This is a genomic window from Micromonospora sp. CA-111912 (assembly GCF_050948415.1).
Taxonomy (GTDB): Bacteria; Actinomycetota; Actinomycetes; order Mycobacteriales; family Micromonosporaceae; genus Micromonospora.
Map to the genome: position 1 here is coordinate 5742315 of NZ_CP192007.1, position 18941 is coordinate 5761255.

Genomic DNA, 18941 nt, shown 5'->3' on the forward strand with positions numbered 1-18941 from the left:
CCTCGCCGTCGGGCGACGGGCAGGGTCCCCTCCGGACGTTCACGCGCCCGGCCGGCCCCTGCCCGCACCTCAGCCCTTGACGGCGCCCGCCACCAGGCCGGAGACCATCCGGCGCTGCACCAGCAGGAAGAAGATGATCACCGGAAGGGTGAACAGCGTCGAGGCGGCCATCACCGGCCCCCACGCGGTGTCGTCCCGGCCGAAGAAGAACGTCATCGCCACCGGCAGGGTGTACCGGTCCTGATCGTTGATGAACGTCAGCGCGAAGATCAGCTCGTTCCAGGCGGTGATGAAGGAGAAGATGCTGGTCGCCACCAGGCCGGGCGCGACCAGTGGGAACAGGATGCGGCGGAAGATCTGCACCCGGCTCGCCCCGTCGATCGCCGCGGCCTCCTCGAGTTCCTTGGGCACCGCGGCCACGAAGCCGCGCAGCATCCAGACCGCGAACGGCAGCGAGAAGCCGAGGTAGGTGAGGATCAGGCTGGGCAGGGTGTTGTAGAGGCCCAGCCGCTGGATCATCAGGAACAGCGGGATGACCAGCGCCTCCAGCGGGATCATCTGCACCACCAGCAGCATGATCAGGAAGCTGGTCCGCAGCTTGAACCGGAACCGGGCCACCGCGGTCGCCGCGAGCAGCGCGACCAGGCTGCTGAGCACCACGGTCGAGACCGCCACCAGGACGCTGTTGAGGAAGAAGTCCCCGAACGTCACGCCGGGAATCAGGTTCCCGGTCAGGATCTCCCGGTAGTGCTCCAGCGTCGGGTTGGCCGGCACCGGCCGGGGCGTGGCCGAGAAGATCTCCCGGTTCGGCTTGAGCGACGTCGCGATCATCCAGTAGACGGGGAACGCCGCGAAGAGCGCCACCAGCAGGCCCGCGCCGTTGAGGGCGACCCGCTTCATCACCGCGCCGCGCCTCACGACTCCTCCTCCTGCTTGAGCACCATCCGCACGTACACCCCGGTCACCAGGAGCAAAATCAGCGTGAGGATGACCGCGATCGCCGCGCCCAGGCCGTACTTCGGGGGCGGGGAGAACGCCTCGGCGTACGAGTAGATCGACAACATGAACGTCGGCCGGTCCTGGGTGCCGCCGGCCAGCACGAACTGCTGGGTGAAGACCTTGAAGTCCCAGATGGTGGAGAGCACCACCAAAATTCCGAAGACCGGGCGCAGCAGCGGGAAGGTGATCCTCCAGAACACCTTCCACGGCCCGGCCCCGTCGACCCGGGCCGCCTCGTGCAGCTCGCCCGGCACGCTCTTGAGCCCGGCCAGCACGCTGACCGCGATGAACGGGAAGGAGTGCCAGACCACCACGAGGGTGAGGATCGAGAAGAACATCAGCGGCGAGTTGAACCAGCCGTAGCCGGTCCAGTCGGCACGCCCGAACAACGCGTTCGACAGCCCGTCCGGCAGGGCGTTGAACAGCCAGGTCACCAGGCCGGAGGTGTCGTCGAACATCCACTTCCACACGATGGTGCCGGTCAGCGCCGGGGTGGCCCAGGCCAGCATCACGCAGCTCGCGACGAAGGTGGCCATCCGCTTGCCCAGCCCGTTGAGCAGCAGCCCGACCAGGGTGCCGAGGACCATCGTCAGCGCCACGTTGGCCACGGCGAAGAGGACCGTGTTGCGCAGCACCGTCAGGAAGAACGGGTCCCCGAGGATCTCGGCGTAGTTGCCGAACCCGACCCAGGGCCATTCCCGGTCGCCGCGCAGCTGCCGGACGTTGTTCAGCCGGAAGAAGGACATCGCCACCACCTGGCCGAGCGGCCACAGCAGCAGCACGCCGATGATCACCAGGCAGGGCAGGAGCAGCAGGTAGGGCAGGCGGTCCACCCGGCGACGCCGCCGCGCGGGGTTCTCCCGCGCGGCGGACGCCTCCGGCGCCTGGATCAGCGTGCTCACTTCGCGTTGAGGATGCTTTCCATCTCGGCAGCCGCCTCGGCGGTGGCCTTCTCGACCGTCTTCTGACCCTTGATGACCGAGCTGTTCATGGCCTGAGTCACCGTCTTGGTACGGCTGACCTCGACCCACTTCGGGGTGAGCGGGGTCAGCTTCGTGTTCTGCAGCGTCGTGGCGAACGCCGCCATGATCTTGTCGTTGGCGTACTCGCCGCCGCTGACCAGGTCGGAGTAGACCGGGAAGAAGTTGAGGCTGCTGGCGAACTCCTTGTCCTTCTGCTTGCTCAGCAGCACGGTCAGGTAGTCCCAGGCGAGGTCCTGCCTCTTGCTGTCCTTCCACAGGGCGATGTCCGAGCCGCCCGCGAAGGCCGGGGCCGGCTTGCCGTCCGGGCCGGGGATGGGGAAGGTGCCCCAGACCTTCTCGATCTCGGGGTTGTCCTTCTTGATGGCGCCGGCCTGCCAGCTACCGCCGAAGGCCATCGCCGCCTTGCCGGTGGCGAACTGGGTCCGGGCGTCGACCTCGTTCCAGCCGGCGGCGGCGGGCGGGGCGACCTTGTGCACGGTGACCATGTCGGTCCAGAACTTGACCGCCTTCTGGGCCTCCGGGGTGTTGTAGCCGGACTTCCAGGTGTCGCCCTGCTTGGTGGCGATCTCGCCGCCCGCGCCCCAGAGGAAGGAGTAGAACGGCAGCTCCGAGTTGCCCGGCAGCGCAATGCCGTAGGTGCCCGGCTTCTTCGCCTGGACGGCCTTCGCGGCGGCGACCAGCTCGTCCCAGCTCGTCGGCGGCTTCACGCCGGCCTCGGCGAACCAGTCGGTGCGGTAGTACAGCGCGCGGACACCGGCGTACCACGGCACGCCGTACTGCTTGCCGTCGAGCTGGGCGTTCTTGACCAGGTCGGGGAGGATGTCCTTGCCCTCGGCCCAGCCGCCGAACTTGCCGCTGACGTCGGCCAGCGCCTCCTGGGCGGCCCAGCCCTGGGTCTCGGTGTTGCCGAGCTCGGTGACGTCGGGTCCCTCACCGCCGGCGAGCGCCGCCTGGAACTTCTTGGGCGCCTCGAGCCAGGGGATGTACTGCACGACCACGTCGGTGTCGGGGTGCTTCTTCTTGAACTCGGTCTCGACGCCGTCGAGGAACGTGGTCTGCGCCTCGCTGCCCTCGCCCATCATCCAGACCGTCAGCTTGCTGTTGTCGGCGGCCTTGTCGTCCCCCGAGCCACCGCAACCGGTGAGCACCATCGCGGCCGACGCCACCACGGCGGTGACCGGGGCCAGCCGTTTCCACCTGTTCACGCCACATCTCCCTCGCGCCGTCCTGGCACTAACCTTCTCCGCCGCACCTTAGTAGGAAAATTTCCTTTACGACAGGGGCGACTTGGAAGCGAGGCGACCGTACCGCAGCGGAGGCGCGGGGGCAGTCCGACGTGGACCGAACCGGGCGTGACACAGACGAACGGGCGCCCGACCGGAGAGGTCGGGCGCCCGTTGGCGAGACGGTGGCTGTTACCGGTGGGTGACGCTGCGACGACCACCCACGCCGGCCACGATCGCGACCGCGATGGCGGCGACGACGACCTGGACGAGCAGCTCGGCCCAGTCGACCCCGGAGGTGTTGGTGGAGATGCCGACGGCGTTGGCCAGCACGGTGCCGAGCAGGGCGGCGCCCACGCCGACGAGCATGTGCAGCCAGATCGGCATGTTCTGCCGGCCCGGGACGACCAGGCGGCCCAGGGCGCCCACGATCAGACCGACGATGAGCGCGGTGATGATTCCGGTAACGGTCATGGTCGTTCTCCTCAGAAAGCTTCACAAGTATTGTTCGCTGTGGCGACAACTAAGTTCCCGGCCCACCGGAAATCCAAACCCACCCTCCGGACATTGCGGTGGATGCGCCCCACTCGGGACGCCTGTGCAGCTCAGGCCGCATGCGACAGCCCTTCGGCGCACTCCCGGGTCCGGCCGGGCACACCGGACCACACATTCACGAGCGACGCTCGCGCCCACTTTCCCCACGCCTTCGGCGCGGGCGCGGAAAGGCCGGACGCACGCGAAGGGCGCCCGACCGCTGTGGTCGGGCGCCCTTCGGGAGAAATGGCGTGTCGTTACCGGTGGCTGACGCTCCGGCGACGGCCGACACCGGCGACCAGGGCCACGGCGACGGCGGCCAGCACGACCTGCACCAGCAGTTCGGTCCAGTCGATCCCGGCCGTCTCGGTGGCGATGCCCATGGCGCGGGCGAGCACGGTGCCGAGCAGCGCGGCGCCCACACCGATCAGCATGTGCAGCCAGATCGGCATGTTCTGCCGGCCCGGGACGACCAGGCGGCCCAGAGCGCCGATGATGAGACCAACAATGAGTGCGGTGATGATGCCCCAAACGGTGAGCTCCACGGTCGCCCTCCTCCTAAAGATGTGTCACAACGGTGTTGTTGCTGTCGTGACCGCTAAGTTCCCGAGGGCCCGAAAATCCAAACCGGGTTCGCCGCCGATCTGCTGCCGCACGTCGATGTCACCACCCCTTCCGCCCACCCGCGAGGCGGCAAAAGGCCAGGTGGAAGGGCTCCCACCGCCCCTGCGGCGCGCGCTGCCGGGCCCGGAAAATTCCTTCCGGTACGGCCGGACACCCGGTCCCGGGGCCAGCCTGGGTGGGCGTCCGTCGCGGTAACCCACGGCGGCCTGACTCCCCGGGGGACGGGGGCGGGGCTACTTCTTGCCGGCGGCCTTGCCGTCGCCGTCGTCGGAGGAGAGAGCGGCGATGAAGGCCTCCTGCGGGACCTCGACCCGGCCCACCATCTTCATCCGCTTCTTGCCCTCCTTCTGCTTCTCCAACAGCTTGCGCTTGCGGCTGATGTCACCGCCGTAGCACTTGGCGAGCACGTCCTTGCGGATCGCCCGGATGGTCTCCCGGGCGATCACCCGGCTGCCGATCGCAGCCTGGATGGGCACCTCGAACTGCTGCCGGGGAATCAGTTTGCGCAGCTTCGCGGCGATGGTGACGCCGTAGTTGTACGCCTTGTCCTTGTGCACGATGGCGCTGAACGCGTCCACCGGCTCGCCGTGCAGCAGGATGTCCACCTTGACCAGGTCGGACGCCTGCTCGCCCGAGGGCTCGTAGTCCAGCGAGGCGTAGCCCTTGGTGCGGCTCTTTAGCTGGTCGAAGAAGTCGAAGATGATCTCCGCCAGGGGCAGCGTGTAACGCAGCTCCACCCGGTCGGCCGAGAGGTAGTCCATCCCGAGCAGGTTGCCCCGGCGGCCCTGGCACAGCTCCATCACCGCGCCCACGTAGTCGTTCGGGGTGAGCACGGTGGCCCGCACGACCGGCTCGTACACCTCGGCGATCCTGCCGGCGGGGTACTCGCTCGGGTTGGTCACGACGATCTCCTGGCCGTCCTCCGTGATGGCCCGGTAGACCACGTTCGGCGCGGTGGAGATCAGGTCGAGGTTGTACTCCCGCTCCAGCCGCTCCCGGATGATCTCCAGGTGCAGCAGGCCGAGGAAGCCGCACCGGAAGCCGAAGCCGAGGGCTCCGGAGGTCTCCGGCTCGTAGTCGAGCGCGGCGTCGTTGAGCTTGAGCTTGTCCAGCGCCTCGCGCAGGTTGGGGTAGTCGGACCCGTCGATCGGGTAGAGGCCGGAGTAGACCATCGGCTTCGGGTCCTTGTAACCGCCGAGCGCCTGCGTCGCCGGCCTGGCGTTGATGGTGACCGTGTCGCCGACCCGGGACTGGCGGACGTCCTTCACGCCGGTGATCAGGTAACCCACCTCGCCGACGCCGAGCGCGTCGGCCTTCACCATCTCCGGCGAGATGACGCCGATCTCCAGCAACTCGTGGACGGCGCCCGTGGACATCATCTTGATCCGGTCCCGGGCACCGATCCGGCCGTCGATCACCCGAACGTAGGTGACCACGCCCCGGTAGACGTCGTACACCGAGTCGAAGATCATCGCCCGGGCGGGCGCGTCGGCGTCGCCGACCGGCGGGACGAGCTGCCGGACGATCTCGTCGAGCAGGTACGGCACGCCGACGCCGGTCTTGCCGGAGACCCTGATGCAGTCCGCCGGATCGCAGCCGATCAGGTGGGCCAACTCCTCGGCGTACTTCTCGGGCTGGGCGGCCGGCAGGTCGATCTTGTTGAGCACCGGGATGATCGGCATGTCGTTCTCGAGCGCCAGGTAGAGGTTCGCCAGGGTCTGCGCCTCGATGCCCTGGGCGGCGTCGACCAGCAGGACCGCGCCCTCGCAGGCGGCGAGCGAGCGGGACACCTCATAGGTGAAGTCGACGTGGCCAGGGGTGTCGATCATGTTGAGCACGGCCTGTTCGCCGACCCGGTCGCCCTCGCGGACCGTCCACGGCATCCGGACAGCCTGGCTCTTGATGGTGATGCCGCGCTCGCGCTCGATGTCCATCCGGTCGAGGTACTGCGCGCGCATCTGCCGGGGGTCGACCACGCCGGTGAGCTGCAACATCCGGTCGGCCAGGGTCGACTTCCCGTGGTCGATGTGGGCGATGATGCAGAAGTTCCGGATGCGCGCCGGGTCGGTGGCACCGGGAGCGTTCGCGCCGGAATCGAGCGTCGGTGACACAGCGGTCCGTTCTGGTCGGCTGACGTGAGCGGGCCGACGCGACGCCGGCCCCCTCTATGCTCCCACGTCGCCCCGAGCCCGGTCGGATCACTCCTCCCGCCGCCCGGGGGCGGGGCCGACGGCTCACTCCTCGGGCGGCTCGACGAAGAGCGCGGCGAGCTTCGGCAGTCGGCGGCGGGCCTCCTCCTCGTCGTCGAAGTCCCAGAACTCGCCCAGCTCCGGGTAGGGCGTCTCCGGCACCGCCGGCAGCTCGCTGGCGGTCGCCTTCCGGTACGCCTCCTCGGCGACTGTGAGCATCTGCTCGGCCTCGAACTCCTCGCCGGTCAGCGCCGCCTGACGGATCCGTGGCAGCGCCGCCAGCGAGTCCGGGTCGGCCACCGCGCGGGCGAAGACCTCCCGGCCCTGGGTGATCAGCCAGCCCCGGAAGTACTCGAATCCGTCGTCGGACGCGCCCCCGTTGATCAGGTAGGCCGCGCCCCAGAGGTCGGCCCGGTGGGACGCCGCCATCACTCGGCGCTGGTGCTGCGCGTACCCGACGATGTCGGCGGCGTCGCGCTCGGCCAGCAACGCCACGGCCCGGGCTGCGACCGGACCGGCCGCCCCGCCCCCGCCGGCCCGGGCCCGGTCGATCAACTGCCAGAAGTCGTCGGTCCTCATGGCTTGGCAGTCTGACAGAGCCGGCCGCCGCCACGGCGGTCGCGCGGGTCGCGGCGGTCCCGCGCCGCACTACGGACGCCGCGGGTCACAGGCGGGCGGGCACAGGCGGGAACATCGCCGCCAGGCGCGGGTACCGGCGGGCGAACTCGGCCGGATCGTCCGGCTCCTCCGGATCGTCCGGCTCCTCCGGATCGTCGCCGGGGTCCGGTGAGTCGTCGCCCGGCTCGCCGCTGCGGGCGAGCACCGCGCCCTCAAGGCCCTCGGCGATGCCGGTGATCCGCTCGTGCGCCTCGTCCGCCACGTAGTCGAGGGACTCCCAGTCCGGCCACTCGGCGTCGGACCACTCGCGGGTGGGGCGACCGGCCAGCCGGCGCACCTGGGGAACGTCGGCCAGGGTGTCCGGTGCCGCCACCACCCGCTCGAAGACCGACCGCCCCAGCCCGACCAGCCACCCCTGGAAGTAGCGGAACCCGTCGTCGGAGCAGAGCCCGCCGCAGATCCGCAGCGCGGCGGCCCAGAGCAGCGTGGTGTCGGCCCGGGCGTGGGCCTCGTCCAGCCGGAGCTGGAAGTCGACCACCTCCGTCGCGGGGAGGCCGGCGAGCCGTTCCGTGAGCCAGGTCAGCCGCTCGTCCGGGCCGCCACCGGCCCCGGCGGACGCCTCCACCAGCGCCCAGAATCCCTCGGTGTCCACGGCGGCATCATCGCGCGGCGGTACGACATCCTTGGCCTGCTCACGGCGCCCGGCGAACGGCGCACCGGGCGCGGGTGGGGCAGCATGGTCGGATGGTCCCGATCTCACTTCCCCCGGTGCCGTACGACGCGACCGCGCTGCGCCCCGGCTGGGCGGAACTGCCGGCCGGCCTGCGGGCGGCGGTGACCGCCCGGCTGGGCGGTCCGGTGGCGGTGGCCCGGGTGGCCGGCGCAGGGTTCACCCGGGGCTTCGCCGCCGTGCTGGAGACCGCCGACGGGCGACGGACCTTCGTCAAGGCGGCGTCGCTGACCGAGCAGCGGCACCTCGTCGACTGGTACGCCCGGGAGGCCGCCGTCCTGGACCGGCTCCCCGCCGGCCTGCCGGTCCCCCGCCCGCGCTGGGCGGTGACGGCGGCCGGCTGGTACGGGCTCGGCCTGGACGCGATCGACGGTCGCACGCCCACGCTGCCGTGGACCCCGGCGGACCTCGACGCGACCCTGGCCGGGTACGCCGAGGTGGCCGCCGCGCTGGCCGACCCTCCCCCCGATCTGGTGGGGCTCGGCCTACCCCGGCTCGCCGACCTGGCCCGGGAGGACATCCTCTGGTGGGGCGAGGTGGCCGCCGGCCGGGAGCCGGCCCCGGAGCTGCCGCCCTCGGCCCGGGACCGGCTGCCCGAGCTGGTCGCGCTGGAGTCACGCCTGCCCCGGTACGCCGAACGCGGCGGCCTGGCCCACGGCGACCTGCGGCTGGACAACGTACTCGTCGACCCGACCGGCCGGGCGTGGTTCTGCGACTGGACCTGGACCTGTCACGGGCCGGCCTGGTTCGACCTGGTCAGCCTGCTGATCACCGCCCACGCCAGCGGCCTGGACGCCGACGGGCTCTTCGCCGGGCACCCCGCAGCGGCCGGCGCACCCCCGGACGCCCTGGACGTGACCCTCGCCGCGCTCTCCGGTTACCTGCTCACCTCGGCCGCCGCCGGGCCGACAAGCGCGTCCCCGCACATCCGGGCGCACCAGCGCTGGAGCGGCGGGCAGGCGCTGGGCTGGCTCGCCGTCCGGCAGGGCTGGGCGCCGGCGCCGGAGGGCCGGGAGCCGACCACCCCCGGGCTGCGGAAGTGAGCCGTTTTGGCTCGTCCGGGCGGACCTGGTAACCTGGCTATTCGCGCAGCGATGACGCATGCTCGTCGCAGCGGAATGCAGACCATACCGAGCTATCAAGACGAGGCTGTCGCGTGGCGAACATCAAGTCCCAGATCAAGCGCAACCGGCAGAACGAGAAGCGCCGGCTGCGTAACAAGTCGGTCAAGTCCTCGCTGAAGACCGCCATCCGCAAGTTCCACGAGGCTGCGGCGGCCGGTGACTCCGAGAAGGCCACCGTGCTCATGCAGGATGCCTCGCGCAAGCTGGACAAGGCTGTCAGCAAGGGCGTCATCCACTCGAACCAGGCGGCGAACCGCAAGTCGGCGATCGCCAAGCGCGTGACCTCGCTCGCTGCCTGACCGGCGTCCACAGACCTGACCGGAAGCCCCGGGTCAACCGGGGCTTCCGGCTTTCTGTGTGTCCGCACCGGCCTCCCGCTCGCCGGCTCCGGTTCCCGCGTACGGGGAACACGGATGGCTGTCACCTCACGGTTACGCCTGCTTCGGCAGGGTGAGGACTTCGGCTCCATCGTTGGTGATGGCGATCGTGTGCTCACTGTGCGCTGTCCGGCAGCCTGTCGCGCTTCGGAGCGTCCAGCCATCGGCATCGGTGACGAGCTCGGCGGTGTCCGCCATGACCCACGGCTCCAATGCCAACAGCAGCCCAGGGCGCAGCCGGTATCCGCGACCGGGCCGCCCCGTGTTCGAGACGTGCGGGTCCTGGTGCATCGTCGATCCGACGCCATGACCGCCGAACTCGGTGTTGATCGAATATCCCGCCTCGCTGAGGACCGAGCCGATGGCATGGGAGAGGTCACCGATGCGAGCTCCGGGGCCGGCTGCGGCTATCCCTGCGCTCAATGCGCGCTCGGTCGCGTTGATCAACGCAATGCTCTCCGGGGGCTTGACGTCGCCCACGATGAAGCTGATGGCGGAGTCAGCGACAACTCCGCCTTGGCAGACAGCGAGGTCGAGCGTCAGCAGATCCCCGTTGGCAAGCGGGTAGTCGTGCGGCAGTCCGTGGAGCACAGCGTCGTTGACTGACGTGCAGATGTAGTGGCCGAACGGCCCACGTCCGAAGGACGGCTCATAGTCGACATAGCAGGACTGCGCCCCGGCCTCGGTGATCATGCTGCGGGCCCACAGGTCGATGTCCAAGAGGTTTGTGCCGACCGTGCTGCGGCTCCTCAGTGTCTGCAGGATGCCGCCGACCAGGGCGCCGGCGTCCTTCGCTCGCAGCAGGTCGGTGGGACTCAGGATCTCGATCATGCAGCGCCTTCCTCGCGCGACCAATAAGTATCCCGGCCATATTATCCCGGTACTAGAATCGGAGCATGGTCAGGTTGCCGCTCACCCCCGCAGAGGTCGAGCGCGGACAGCGCCTCGGCGCCCTCCTGCGTCGAGCCAGGGGGGAACGTTCGATGCTCGTTACCGCCCTGGAAGCAGGTGTCTCGCCGGAGACTCTTCGGAAGATCGAGTCCGGTCGCGTAGCCACCCCCGCCTTCCCGACCATCGCCGCGATCGCCGACGTCCTCGGCCTCTCCCTCGATGCGGTGTGGTCAGAGATCAACCAGTCGGGCAGCGGGGCCGAACTCGCAATATCAGGCCGCTACGCAGGTGAACGGCTGGCCTCGTAAGTCTCGACCCCGCAGCTCCGGTGCAGTTGCCGACGACAGAGAACACCTGTGCGCAGTTCTCCCTCAACGTCCCCGGCCAGTACAGCTAGGACAGCGCGGCACGGGCTCGGTGCGAACAGCCGCCCCGCGCGGCGGACCGCGCCCGGATCAGGGGCGAGGGCCGGGGGCGTGGTCCGGGCGGGTGTGATCCGGGAGGCCGGGCTCCGCACGGCGGAGGCCGTGGCGGGGCCGTTCTGCGCGCCCCGCCGGCTCGGGATGGACGAGAACGCCCGGGATGGCCCGCGAGGCCGAACCCGGAGCTTCGCGCAGGCCGGCGCCGGGCGAGCCGGCGACACCGATCGCGCCCCGGCCACCAGCACCCCCGCCCGCGTGACCCGCGCCCGCCTGACCAGCCGCACCCCGGTCAGCGTGACCGGCCGCCCCGGGACGGCCACCGACGCCCTGGACCGTGGCACGCCCGACCACGGGCTCCATCTGCCGGCGGAACCGGTCCCGCTCCTGCTCCGGCACGAGCGCGGCCGTCCGGACCACCGCCTCCGCCACCATGTCGTTCAGCTTGACCATCGCCGCCACGGCGGCGGGCAGCACGAGCACCGCCCACCAGGTCACCAGCTCGGCCAGGGCGAGCAGGACGGCCAGCGCGACGGCCCCTTCGAAGAAGAGGAAGCAGAGCACCCCACCGGGGTTGACGAAGCGCAGGCCGAGGGCCCGGGCGTAGAGGGGGCGGTACCGCTCCTGGGCGGAGGGGACCGTCGCCCACGACACCCGGACCGGCCGGTTCACCGGGTGCCGCCCTGCCGGGCCGCTGCGACCGAGAACACCGCCCGCTCCAGCGCGTACGCGCGGTCGTCCGAGCCACCCTTGACCGCCGCGTTGCACTCGGCGGCGGCCCGCATCGCCTGTACGAGGCCCTCCGGCGTCCAGCCCCGGGCCCGCTGCTGAGCGCTCTTGACCTTCCAGGCCGGCATGCCGAGGGTGCCCGCCAGCTGGTACGGGTCGCCCCGCCCCGCTGCGGCGACCCGGGCGACGGTGCGGACGCCGTCGGCGAGGGCGTCGGCGATCGGAACCGGGTCGACGCCGACGTGCAGCGCCCAGCGAAGCGCCTCCAGCGCCGCCGGCACGTCGCCGATCAGGGTGGCGTCGGCGACGGTGAAGCCGCTCACCTCGACCCGTCCCTTGTAGTAGCGGGCCACGGTGTCGGCCCCGATCCGCCCGTCGGTGTCGGCGATCAGCTGGGAGCACGCGGCGGCCAGCTCGCGCATGTCGTTGCCGACCGCCGCGATGAGCGCCTCGGCCGCGTCGTCGGTGCACTTGCCGCCGGCCCGACGGATCTCCTCGCGGACGAAGGCCACCCGCTCGCGGTGCCCCTTGAGCTTCGCGGCCGGCACTACCGTCGCGCCCGCCGCCCGCAGCCCGTCCGCGAACGCCTTGCCCTTGGCTGCCCCGAGGTGCAGCACGACGAGCTGGACGTCCGGGTCCGGGTTCTTCGCGTACGCCAGCAGCGCCGCGGCCAGGTCCTTGCGGGCGTCCTGGCCGGAGTGCAGCACCAGCACCCGCCGACCGCCGAACAGCGACGGGCTGAGCATCTCGGCGATCTCACCGACGGCCAGCGCCCCGGCCTGGTACTCCCGAACGTCGACGTCGGGATCGACGCTGCGGGCCCTGGCCACGGTCTCGGCCACCGCGCGCGTGGCGAGCAGTTCCTCGTCGCCGAGGACGAGCAGAATGGGAGCGAGGTCGGCGGCGGTCACGCCGCCCATATTCGCACGCCGCCCCCGGGATCGTGCCTGCTCGTCGAGGCCGCAGAAGGCGGAGCCCGCACTCAGTGCAAATCCAGACATTTACGTTAATCCCCCCGCCAATGCCGCCAATGCCCCTCGGTCCTCAGCGCTGCTGTCGTCCCGGGGCGAGGCCCCGACTCACCACGGCCATCCCGTCCCGCCCCAGCACCACCGCCACGTCACCGTCGGTGTCCGTACGCAGCACCCGCGCCCCGCCCCGGGCGATCCGGGCGAGCACGGCGGCGTTCGGGTGCCCGTAGGAGTTGCCGACGCCCACCGGGACCAGCGCGACCCTCGGCCGGACCGCGTCCAGGAACGCCGGCTCCTGGTACGCCGACCCGTGGTGGGCGACCTTCAGCACGTCGGCGCGTACGCCGCCGGGCGGCGGCCGGTCGAGCAGCGCCCGCTGCTCCTCGGTCTCGGCGTCCCCGGCGAGCAGGATCCGCACCCCGGCCACCGTGGCGCGCAGCACGAGCGAGTTGTTGTTCGGGTCGGACCGGGTCCCCCGCAGCGGGTACGGCGGGCCGAGCACGACGAGTTCCAGCCCGCCGACCCGGTACGTCCACCCCGCCGTAACCGCCGCCGTCCCCGCCCCGCCCGTCGCGGCGGCGGTGCGCACCAGCTCCCGCCCGGCGGCGGGCTCGGGCCACTGCGGCGTGCGCACCGCCGCCACCCGCCGGCCCCGGAAGATCCCGGCCACCCCGCCGGTGTGGTCGACGTGGAGGTGACTGAACAGCAGCAGCGGGACCTCCCGTACGCCGAGCCGGCGCAGGCAGCCGTCCACGGCCGCCGGGTCCGGCCCGGCGTCCACCACCACCGCCCGGCCGGCGCCCGCCGGCAGCACCAGCGCGTCGCCCTGCCCCACCGCGCACGCCACCGCCACCCAGCCGGCTGGCGGCCAGCCGCCGGCCACCAACCGGACCGGCAGGGTGCCGGCGATCACGGCGACCGCGACCACCGCCACCAACCGGCGCACCAGCGGCCGGCGCGTGGCGACCAGCAGCGCCACGGTCAGCCCGGCCAGCAGCAGCGCCCCCGGGACCCCGCCCGGCCAGGGCAACGCGCCCGCCGGCAGCCGCGCCCCGTACCGGGCCACCGTGACCAGCCACCACGCCGGCCAGCTCGCCAGCCAGGCCGCGAACTCCGCGCCCGCCGGCCAGGCCGGGGAGAGCACCGCCGCCGCCACGCCGAGCACCGTGGCAGGCGCTATCGCCGGCACCACCAACAGGTTCGCCGGCACCGCGACCAGGCTCACCGTCCCGGAGATCCCGGCCACCACCGGCCCGCAGGCCACCTGCGCCGCAGCCGGCACGGCCAGCGCCTCGGCGAGCCCCGGTGGCACGCCCCGCCGCCGCAGCCCGTCCCGCCACCCGGGGGCGAGCAGCAGCAGGCCGGCGGTGGCCAGCACGGACAGCGCGAACCCGGGGTCGCCGGCCAGGTCCGGGTCGAGCAGCACCAGCCCGGCCACCGCCGCGGCGAGCGCCGGCAGGGCCGCCCGGGGCCGGCCGACGGCCAGCGCCGCGAGGCCGATCGCGCCCATGGTGGCGGCGCGCACCACGCTGGGCGAGGGGCGGACCAGGATGACGAAACCGACCAGGGCCAGCGCGCACAGCCCGGCGGCCACCCGGGGACCGGCCCGGGACCAGCGGGCCAGCAGCAGCACCGCGCCCACGACGATCGCGACGTTGGAACCGGACACCGCGTTCAGGTGCGTCATGCCGGTGTCCCGGAAGTCCTCCTCGACCGCCGACGGCAGCCGGCTGGTGTCGCCGACCACCAGGCCGGGCAGCAGCCCGCCCTGCTCGTCGGGCAGCGGCGCGCAGGCCCGTTGCAGGCCGGCGCGCAGCACGCCGGCGGCGCGCTGGGACCAGGGCGGCGGACCGTGCGGCACCGGCGGACCGGGCACGGTGAGCACGGCGGCGGTCAGGTCACCGCCGCGCGGTGCGCCCAACCGCCCCTCGGCCGTGAGCCGCTGCCCTGGTAACAGGCCCCGCCATGCCTGGTCGGTGGCGAGCACCAGCACCCGCACCGGGGCGGCGACCCGCGACCCGTCGGGGCCGGTCAGGGCCACGAGGTCGGCCCGCACCAGCAGGGTGGCGGGCCGACCGGGGACGCCCCGGACCGGGTGCGGATCCTCCCGGACGACCAGCTCGGCGTCGACCGTGGCCCGGTCGTCGACGAGGGACCGGACGGCGGGTGCGTCCCGGACGACGAGCCGGGCGGCGGTCGCCGCCGCGCCGCAGACCACACCGAGCAGCACGGCCACCGCGATCCACCCGTACCGGCGAACGAGGGGTGCCGGGCGGCCCAGCGCGCCGAGCAGGTGCGCCGAGGCGAGCGCCGCCAACCCGGCGGCACCGGCCGCGAGCAGCACCGTCGCACGGTGCCCCAGGTGCAGACCGGCCAGCGCGGCCAGCCAGGCGGCCACCGCCAGCCCGGCCAGCCGCAAGTCGGGGATGCCCCCGCCGTCGGCAGTGGGACCGGCGTCCGGCCCCGGCGGGCCGCTCACACCGTCACCAGTTCCTTGAGCTGCTCGTACCGGGCGTCGCCGATGCCCTCCACCTGACGCAGGTCGCCCACCGAGCGGAAGCCACCGTGCTGGTCACGGTGGGTCAGGATGCGCTGGGCGAGCACCGGCCCCACCCCAGGCAAGGCGTCCAGCTGCGCCAGGGTCGCCGTGTTCAGGTTGATCCGGCCTCCGGCGACCGCCGGGCCCCCGCCGGGCGCGACGGGCGCGGCACCGGGCTGGCCCGCCGGGGCAGGCACGCCGACCAGGATCAGCTCTCCGTCGGTCACCTTGCGGGCCGGATTCAGCAGCGCCACGTCCACCCCGGGGAGCGCACCGCCGGCCGCCTGCACCGCGTCGGCCACCCGGGAGCCCGCCGGCAGCCGGACGAGGCCCGGCCGACGCACCTTGCCGGCGACCGCCACCACCAGCTCACCGCCCGGCGTCGGCCCGCCGACCACCGGCTGGGCCTCTTCCGGCCCACCGGAACCCGGGGCGACGGACGGGGCGGCCCCGACCGGTTCGGCCTGCGGCCGGGACTGCCACGCCCAGAAGCCCGCGCCGAGCACCACCAGCACGGCGACCACCGCCAGCGCCCGCACTCCCCGCCGCCCGGGGTCGAACGCGCCGGGACCGGGCAGCCGGGACGGTCGCGGCGAGCGCGTCGGCTCGTCCTCGGGGCCGGGGTCGGCGCTGGGGGCGGGCTCGCCGGGATGCGCCGGAGCGTCGCCCCGGAACGGTCCGCCGACGGGGAATGACTCGGCGGCCCTTGCAGCACGCCGCCCCGAGCCGAGCCGCCCCTCGCCCGGCCAGGGAACTGGCCGCTCGTCCACCGGATCGCCGGCCGGGAGCCACCGGTCCTCCGGCGGCGCAACCGCAGGCCGCCCAGCCGCCGGCCCTTCCACCGAACCCCGCCCCAGCAGTGGCGCGGCCACCCCGGGCCGTTCGACCGCCGCCTCCGGTGGCGCGGCCGGCCCGACCGGCACGATCGGCGGCTCCGGGGCCTCGGCCGGCGCCGGGCCGGTCACCAACCACCGCAACCGCCGCACGACCGTCTCCTCGTCGTCTGACACGGCGCGAGATTAGGCTTGGACGCGGACGACCTGCCGCCCTCCGGCCGGTGCCTGTGGACGACAGAAGCCACTGTGGACAGGCACCCGATCATGTCCGCCGTGTGCTATGTCGACGGGGTCGGATGGAGGAGGCGACGATGGAGACGCTGATCGCGTATCCGCTGGTGGTGGGTGGCATCGGATGTACATCGCTGACCTGGGCACGGGACCGCCTCAGGGCCTACCGGGCAACTCCCCCGGCACACCCTGGGTGAACGACATCAGGCGAGGATCAGGCCGAGCCGGGGCGTCGGTGCACGACGACGCAGGCCAGCCCAGGGCCCGCGTGCGCGGCCACCACCGCGCCCGCCTCCGTCACGTACGACGAGCGCAGCCGGTCGCCGAGCCGCTCGGTGAGCGCGGCGAGGAGCTGCTCGGCGCGCTGCGGGGCGGCGAGGTGGTGCACGGCGAGGTCCACGTCGGCGTCGCCGGCCGCCCCGACCGCCAGGTCGACCAGGCGGGCCACCCCCCGGCTCGCGGTGCGTACCTTGTCCATCAGCACGATCGCCCCGTCCGGCATGTGCATGATCGGCTTCACCGACAGCGCGGTGCCGAACAGCGCCTCGGCGGCGCCGATCCGGCCGCCCCGGCGCAGGAACTCCAGCGTGTCGACGTAGAAGAAGATGCTGGTGCGGTCGATGGCGTCGACCGCCGCCCGGCGTACCCCGGCCAGGTCGGCACCCCCAGCGGCGGCCTCGGCCGCTGCGAGCGCCGGGAAGCCGAGGCCCATGCCGGTGGAGCGGCTGTCGACGACCACGATCCGGTCGCCGACCTCGGCGGCGGCCAGCCGGGCCGCCTCCACCGTCCCGGACAGCTCGGCCGACAGGTGCACCGACACCACGCCGTCCGCGCCCGCGTCGAGCAGCTCCCGGTACGTCCCGACGAACTGCTCCGGGGACGGCCGGGAGGTGCTGACGGAAACCCGGCGACCACCCAGCGCCCGGGTGGCGTCCTCGGGGAAGGTCTCGATGCCCTCCAGCCCCTCCGCGCCGTTGAGCACCACGGTCAGCGGGACGACGGTGAGCCGGTGTGACTGCGCCAGCTCGGGCGGAAGGTAGGCGGTGGAGTCGGTGACGACCGCGACGGGCATGCCGGCACGGTAGCCGATGTCGGCCCCGACCGCCCGGGACCGTGTGGTCAGACCGCCTCGGCGGGAGCCGGCAGGGTGACCGGGCCGACGTTGTGGGCCAGCAGCTGCCAACCCCGCGATTCGCTGTGCCGCAGCTCGGTCCAGTGACAGTTCTGCAGCGGGCCAATTGCCCGCAGCACCGTGTGGTCCCAGCCGAGCAGGTACCCGGAGCCCTGCCGGGCCCCAGCGCCATGGGTGGCGACCACGATCGTGCCGCCGGGCGCCACGTCGGCCGCGTCCTGCAGGGCGGTGCCGATCCGTTTGCCGAGGTCGTCGAGGCTCTCGATGCCCGCCCCCGGGTCCGGGTCGCCGGCCCGCCAACGGGAGTACTCGTCCGGGTACCGCTCGGCCGCCTCGGTGCGCGCGAGCCCCTGCCACTGGCCGAAGTGCCGCTCGCGCAGCCGGGCGTCGGCGCGAACCGCCAGCCCGGTGAGCGCGGCCAGGGCGGCGGCGGTGTCCGCGGCGCGGCTCAGGTCGCTGGCCACGATCGCGTCGGGACGCAGCGCCGCGAGCAGCTGTGCGGCGACGACGGCCTGCTCCCGGCCGAGGTCGTTGAGCGGTACGTCGGTCTGTCCCTGCACCCGGTCGGTGGCGTTCCAGTCGGTGTTGCCGTGCCGCCAGACGATCAGTCGGGTCATTCGCCGGCGGTGGGTCCAGCGGAGGCCTCGGCCTCGACCAGGTCCCGGTCGACGAACGGGATCTGCGGGCAGTCCTTCCACAGCCGGTCGAGGGCGTAGAACTCGCGCTCCTCGGTGTGCTGGACGTGCACCACGACGTCGACGTAGTCGAGCAGGACCCACCGGCCGCCCCGCTCGCCCTCGCGCCGGAGCGGCTTGGCCTTCTCCGGCAGCTCGAGCAGCCGCTCCTCGATGGCGTCGACGATGGCCATCACCTGACGCTCGTTGGGGGCGGCGGCGAGCAGGAACGCGTCGGTGATGGCGAGCTGCTCACCCACGTCGATGATGACGATGTCCTGCGCCTTCTTGTCGGCCGCAGCCTGGGCGGCGGCCATCGCCAGCTCGTGTGCGCGTTCGGAAACTGTCACCGTTCTCCTTCGATCAACCGTGCGACGCTCCAAGCGTCTCACACCCGCCGACGCGACGACCTGTCAGTTCTGGTCGATTTCCCGGACAATAACGCACGTATCCGGCGCGATCACCCGAGATAGAGCCGTCGTTTCGCGATGTACTGCACCACACCGTCGGGCACCAGGTACCACACCGGCTCCCCCCGGGCCACCCGGTCCCGGCAGTCGGTCGACGAGATCGCCATCGCGGGCACCTGCACCAGACTGACCGCGTCGGCGGGGAGGTGCTTGGCGGACAGCTCGAACCCGGGGCGGGTGACCCCGATGAAGTGGGCCAGTTCGAAGATCTCGCCCAGGTCCTTCCAGGACAGGATGCGATCCAGCGCGTCCGCCCCGGTGATGAAGTAGAGCTGCACCTTCGGGCCGTACTGGGCGTGCAGGTCGCGCAGCGTGTCGACGGTGTACGTCGGCCCACCCCGGTCGATGTCCACCCGGCTGACCTGGAACCGGGGGTTGGAGGCGGTGGCGATCACCGTCATCAGGTAGCGGTCCTCGGCCGGGGTGACCGACTGGTCCGCCTTCTGCCACGGCTGCCCGGTCGGCACGAAGACGACCTCGTCCAGCCCGAACCGGTCCGCCACCTCGCTGGCGGCCACCAGGTGACCGTGGTGGATCGGGTCGAAGGTGCCGCCCATGATCCCGACCCGGCGGGTGTCTTCCTCCATCCGGAGATCGTATGCCGGCCCCGCCCGGCCCGAACCGGGCCCTCGAACCGGGACGGGCGGA

General features: G+C 72.5%; 20 protein-coding genes. 3 read left to right on the top strand and 17 right to left on the bottom strand.

The features are described from left to right. Positions 1–69: 69 nt before the first annotated feature. From ACQPZO_RS23900 to ACQPZO_RS23935, 8 genes are all read right to left on the bottom strand, one after another. The gene (locus ACQPZO_RS23900) at positions 70–903 is read right to left on the bottom strand and encodes a carbohydrate ABC transporter permease (protein ID WP_433351203.1); all 834 of its coding nucleotides are present in this window, start codon (positions 901–903) and stop codon (positions 70–72) included. An 11-nt stretch (positions 904–914) separates the two neighbouring features. After that, on the bottom strand, positions 915–1901 hold the full coding sequence (locus tag ACQPZO_RS23905) for a carbohydrate ABC transporter permease (RefSeq protein WP_433344115.1): 987 nt from the start codon (positions 1899–1901) through the stop codon (positions 915–917). Next, the gene (locus tag ACQPZO_RS23910; RefSeq protein ID WP_433344116.1) at positions 1898–3187 is read right to left on the bottom strand and encodes a sugar ABC transporter substrate-binding protein; all 1290 of its coding nucleotides are present in this window, start codon (positions 3185–3187) and stop codon (positions 1898–1900) included. Before ACQPZO_RS23910 ends, ACQPZO_RS23905 begins: the two co-directional genes overlap by 4 nt. Before the next feature lie 210 nt (positions 3188–3397). Then, positions 3398–3679 carry a GlsB/YeaQ/YmgE family stress response membrane protein gene (locus tag ACQPZO_RS23915; RefSeq protein ID WP_433344117.1) on the bottom strand — a complete coding sequence of 94 codons (282 nt, stop codon included), beginning with the start codon at positions 3677–3679 and terminating at the stop codon, positions 3398–3400. 317 nt (positions 3680–3996) lie between these two features. Then, on the bottom strand, positions 3997–4284 hold the full coding sequence (locus ACQPZO_RS23920; RefSeq protein WP_350887192.1) for a GlsB/YeaQ/YmgE family stress response membrane protein: 288 nt from the start codon (positions 4282–4284) through the stop codon (positions 3997–3999). A gap of 312 nt (positions 4285–4596) precedes the next feature. Continuing rightward, positions 4597–6474, bottom strand: coding sequence for a translation elongation factor 4 (lepA, locus tag ACQPZO_RS23925; RefSeq protein WP_433344120.1), 1878 nt, complete (start codon positions 6472–6474; stop codon positions 4597–4599). 123 nt (positions 6475–6597) lie between these two features. Next, entirely contained in the window at positions 6598–7131 is a 534-nt protein-coding gene (locus ACQPZO_RS23930) for a DUF4240 domain-containing protein (protein ID WP_433344122.1), read from the bottom strand. Between the two features lie 85 nt (positions 7132–7216). Next, positions 7217–7822 (bottom strand): DUF4240 domain-containing protein, encoded by a 606-nt coding sequence (locus tag ACQPZO_RS23935; RefSeq protein ID WP_433344123.1) that lies wholly within the window; start codon positions 7820–7822, stop codon positions 7217–7219. A 92-nt stretch (positions 7823–7914) separates the two neighbouring features. Here ACQPZO_RS23935 and ACQPZO_RS23940 point away from each other — a divergent pair, with 92 nt between their 5' ends. Beyond that, positions 7915–8943, top strand: coding sequence for a phosphotransferase family protein (locus ACQPZO_RS23940; RefSeq protein ID WP_433344125.1), 1029 nt, complete (start codon positions 7915–7917; stop codon positions 8941–8943). Positions 8944–9056: 113 nt separating this feature from the next. Then, positions 9057–9323, top strand: coding sequence for a 30S ribosomal protein S20 (rpsT, locus tag ACQPZO_RS23945; RefSeq protein ID WP_387025060.1), 267 nt, complete (start codon positions 9057–9059; stop codon positions 9321–9323). Positions 9324–9455: 132 nt separating this feature from the next. Here the strand turns inward: rpsT and map are convergent, their stop codons facing one another. Further along, positions 9456–10232, bottom strand: a complete 777-nt coding sequence (map, locus tag ACQPZO_RS23950) for a type I methionyl aminopeptidase (protein ID WP_433344127.1) — start codon at positions 10230–10232, stop codon at positions 9456–9458. 65 nt (positions 10233–10297) lie between these two features. Here map and ACQPZO_RS23955 point away from each other — a divergent pair, with 65 nt between their 5' ends. Further along, complete coding sequence (locus ACQPZO_RS23955) at positions 10298–10600, top strand: helix-turn-helix transcriptional regulator (protein ID WP_433344129.1); 303 nt, start codon at positions 10298–10300, stop codon at positions 10598–10600. Positions 10601–10747: 147 nt separating this feature from the next. Here ACQPZO_RS23955 and ACQPZO_RS23960 read toward each other — a convergent pair whose 3' ends face one another. The 8 genes from ACQPZO_RS23960 to nadD form a co-directional block, all read right to left on the bottom strand. Continuing rightward, positions 10748–11365, bottom strand: a complete 618-nt coding sequence (locus ACQPZO_RS23960) for a hypothetical protein (protein ID WP_433351204.1) — start codon at positions 11363–11365, stop codon at positions 10748–10750. A gap of 14 nt (positions 11366–11379) precedes the next feature. Continuing rightward, a complete protein-coding gene (holA, locus tag ACQPZO_RS23965) occupies positions 11380–12360 on the bottom strand; it encodes a DNA polymerase III subunit delta (RefSeq protein WP_433344131.1) in 981 nt (326 codons plus the stop codon). A 124-nt stretch (positions 12361–12484) separates the two neighbouring features. Further along, positions 12485–14890: a ComEC/Rec2 family competence protein gene (locus ACQPZO_RS23970; protein ID WP_433344132.1), complete on the bottom strand. Its 2406-nt coding sequence runs from the start codon at positions 14888–14890 to the stop codon at positions 12485–12487. Next, positions 14887–15720, bottom strand: a complete 834-nt coding sequence (locus ACQPZO_RS23975; RefSeq protein WP_433351206.1) for a helix-hairpin-helix domain-containing protein — start codon at positions 15718–15720, stop codon at positions 14887–14889. The genes ACQPZO_RS23970 and ACQPZO_RS23975 overlap by 4 nt, the downstream gene beginning before the upstream one ends. A 511-nt stretch (positions 15721–16231) precedes the next feature. Next, positions 16232–17089: a DegV family protein gene (locus ACQPZO_RS23980; protein WP_433344134.1), complete on the bottom strand. Its 858-nt coding sequence runs from the start codon at positions 17087–17089 to the stop codon at positions 16232–16234. A 47-nt stretch (positions 17090–17136) separates the two neighbouring features. Further along, complete coding sequence (locus ACQPZO_RS23985; RefSeq protein WP_433344135.1) at positions 17137–17766, bottom strand: histidine phosphatase family protein; 630 nt, start codon at positions 17764–17766, stop codon at positions 17137–17139. Continuing rightward, on the bottom strand, positions 17763–18173 hold the full coding sequence (gene rsfS / locus ACQPZO_RS23990; protein ID WP_433344137.1) for a ribosome silencing factor: 411 nt from the start codon (positions 18171–18173) through the stop codon (positions 17763–17765). Before rsfS ends, ACQPZO_RS23985 begins: the two co-directional genes overlap by 4 nt. A 110-nt stretch (positions 18174–18283) precedes the next feature. Continuing rightward, entirely contained in the window at positions 18284–18880 is a 597-nt protein-coding gene (nadD, locus tag ACQPZO_RS23995; protein ID WP_433344139.1) for a nicotinate-nucleotide adenylyltransferase, read from the bottom strand. Between the last annotated feature and the right edge of the window lie 61 nt (positions 18881–18941).

Bases quoted from the DNA above. Each gene is read 5' to 3' on its own strand.
- ACQPZO_RS23940 (WP_433344125.1), top strand. From the start codon at position 7,915: ATGGTCCCGATCTCACTTCCCCCGGTGCCGTACGACGCGACCGCGCTG.
- ACQPZO_RS23985 (WP_433344135.1), bottom strand. From the start codon at position 17,766: ATGACCCGACTGATCGTCTGGCGGCACGGCAACACCGACTGGAACGCC.
- ACQPZO_RS23955 (WP_433344129.1), top strand. From the start codon at position 10,298: ATGGTCAGGTTGCCGCTCACCCCCGCAGAGGTCGAGCGCGGACAGCGC.
- holA (WP_433344131.1), bottom strand. From the start codon at position 12,360: ATGGGCGGCGTGACCGCCGCCGACCTCGCTCCCATTCTGCTCGTCCTC.
- nadD (WP_433344139.1), bottom strand. From the start codon at position 18,880: ATGGAGGAAGACACCCGCCGGGTCGGGATCATGGGCGGCACCTTCGAC.
- ACQPZO_RS23930 (WP_433344122.1), bottom strand. From the start codon at position 7,131: ATGAGGACCGACGACTTCTGGCAGTTGATCGACCGGGCCCGGGCCGGC.
- ACQPZO_RS23980 (WP_433344134.1), bottom strand. From the start codon at position 17,089: ATGCCCGTCGCGGTCGTCACCGACTCCACCGCCTACCTTCCGCCCGAG.
- map (WP_433344127.1), bottom strand. From the start codon at position 10,232: ATGATCGAGATCCTGAGTCCCACCGACCTGCTGCGAGCGAAGGACGCC.
- ACQPZO_RS23915 (WP_433344117.1), bottom strand. From the start codon at position 3,679: ATGACCGTTACCGGAATCATCACCGCGCTCATCGTCGGTCTGATCGTG.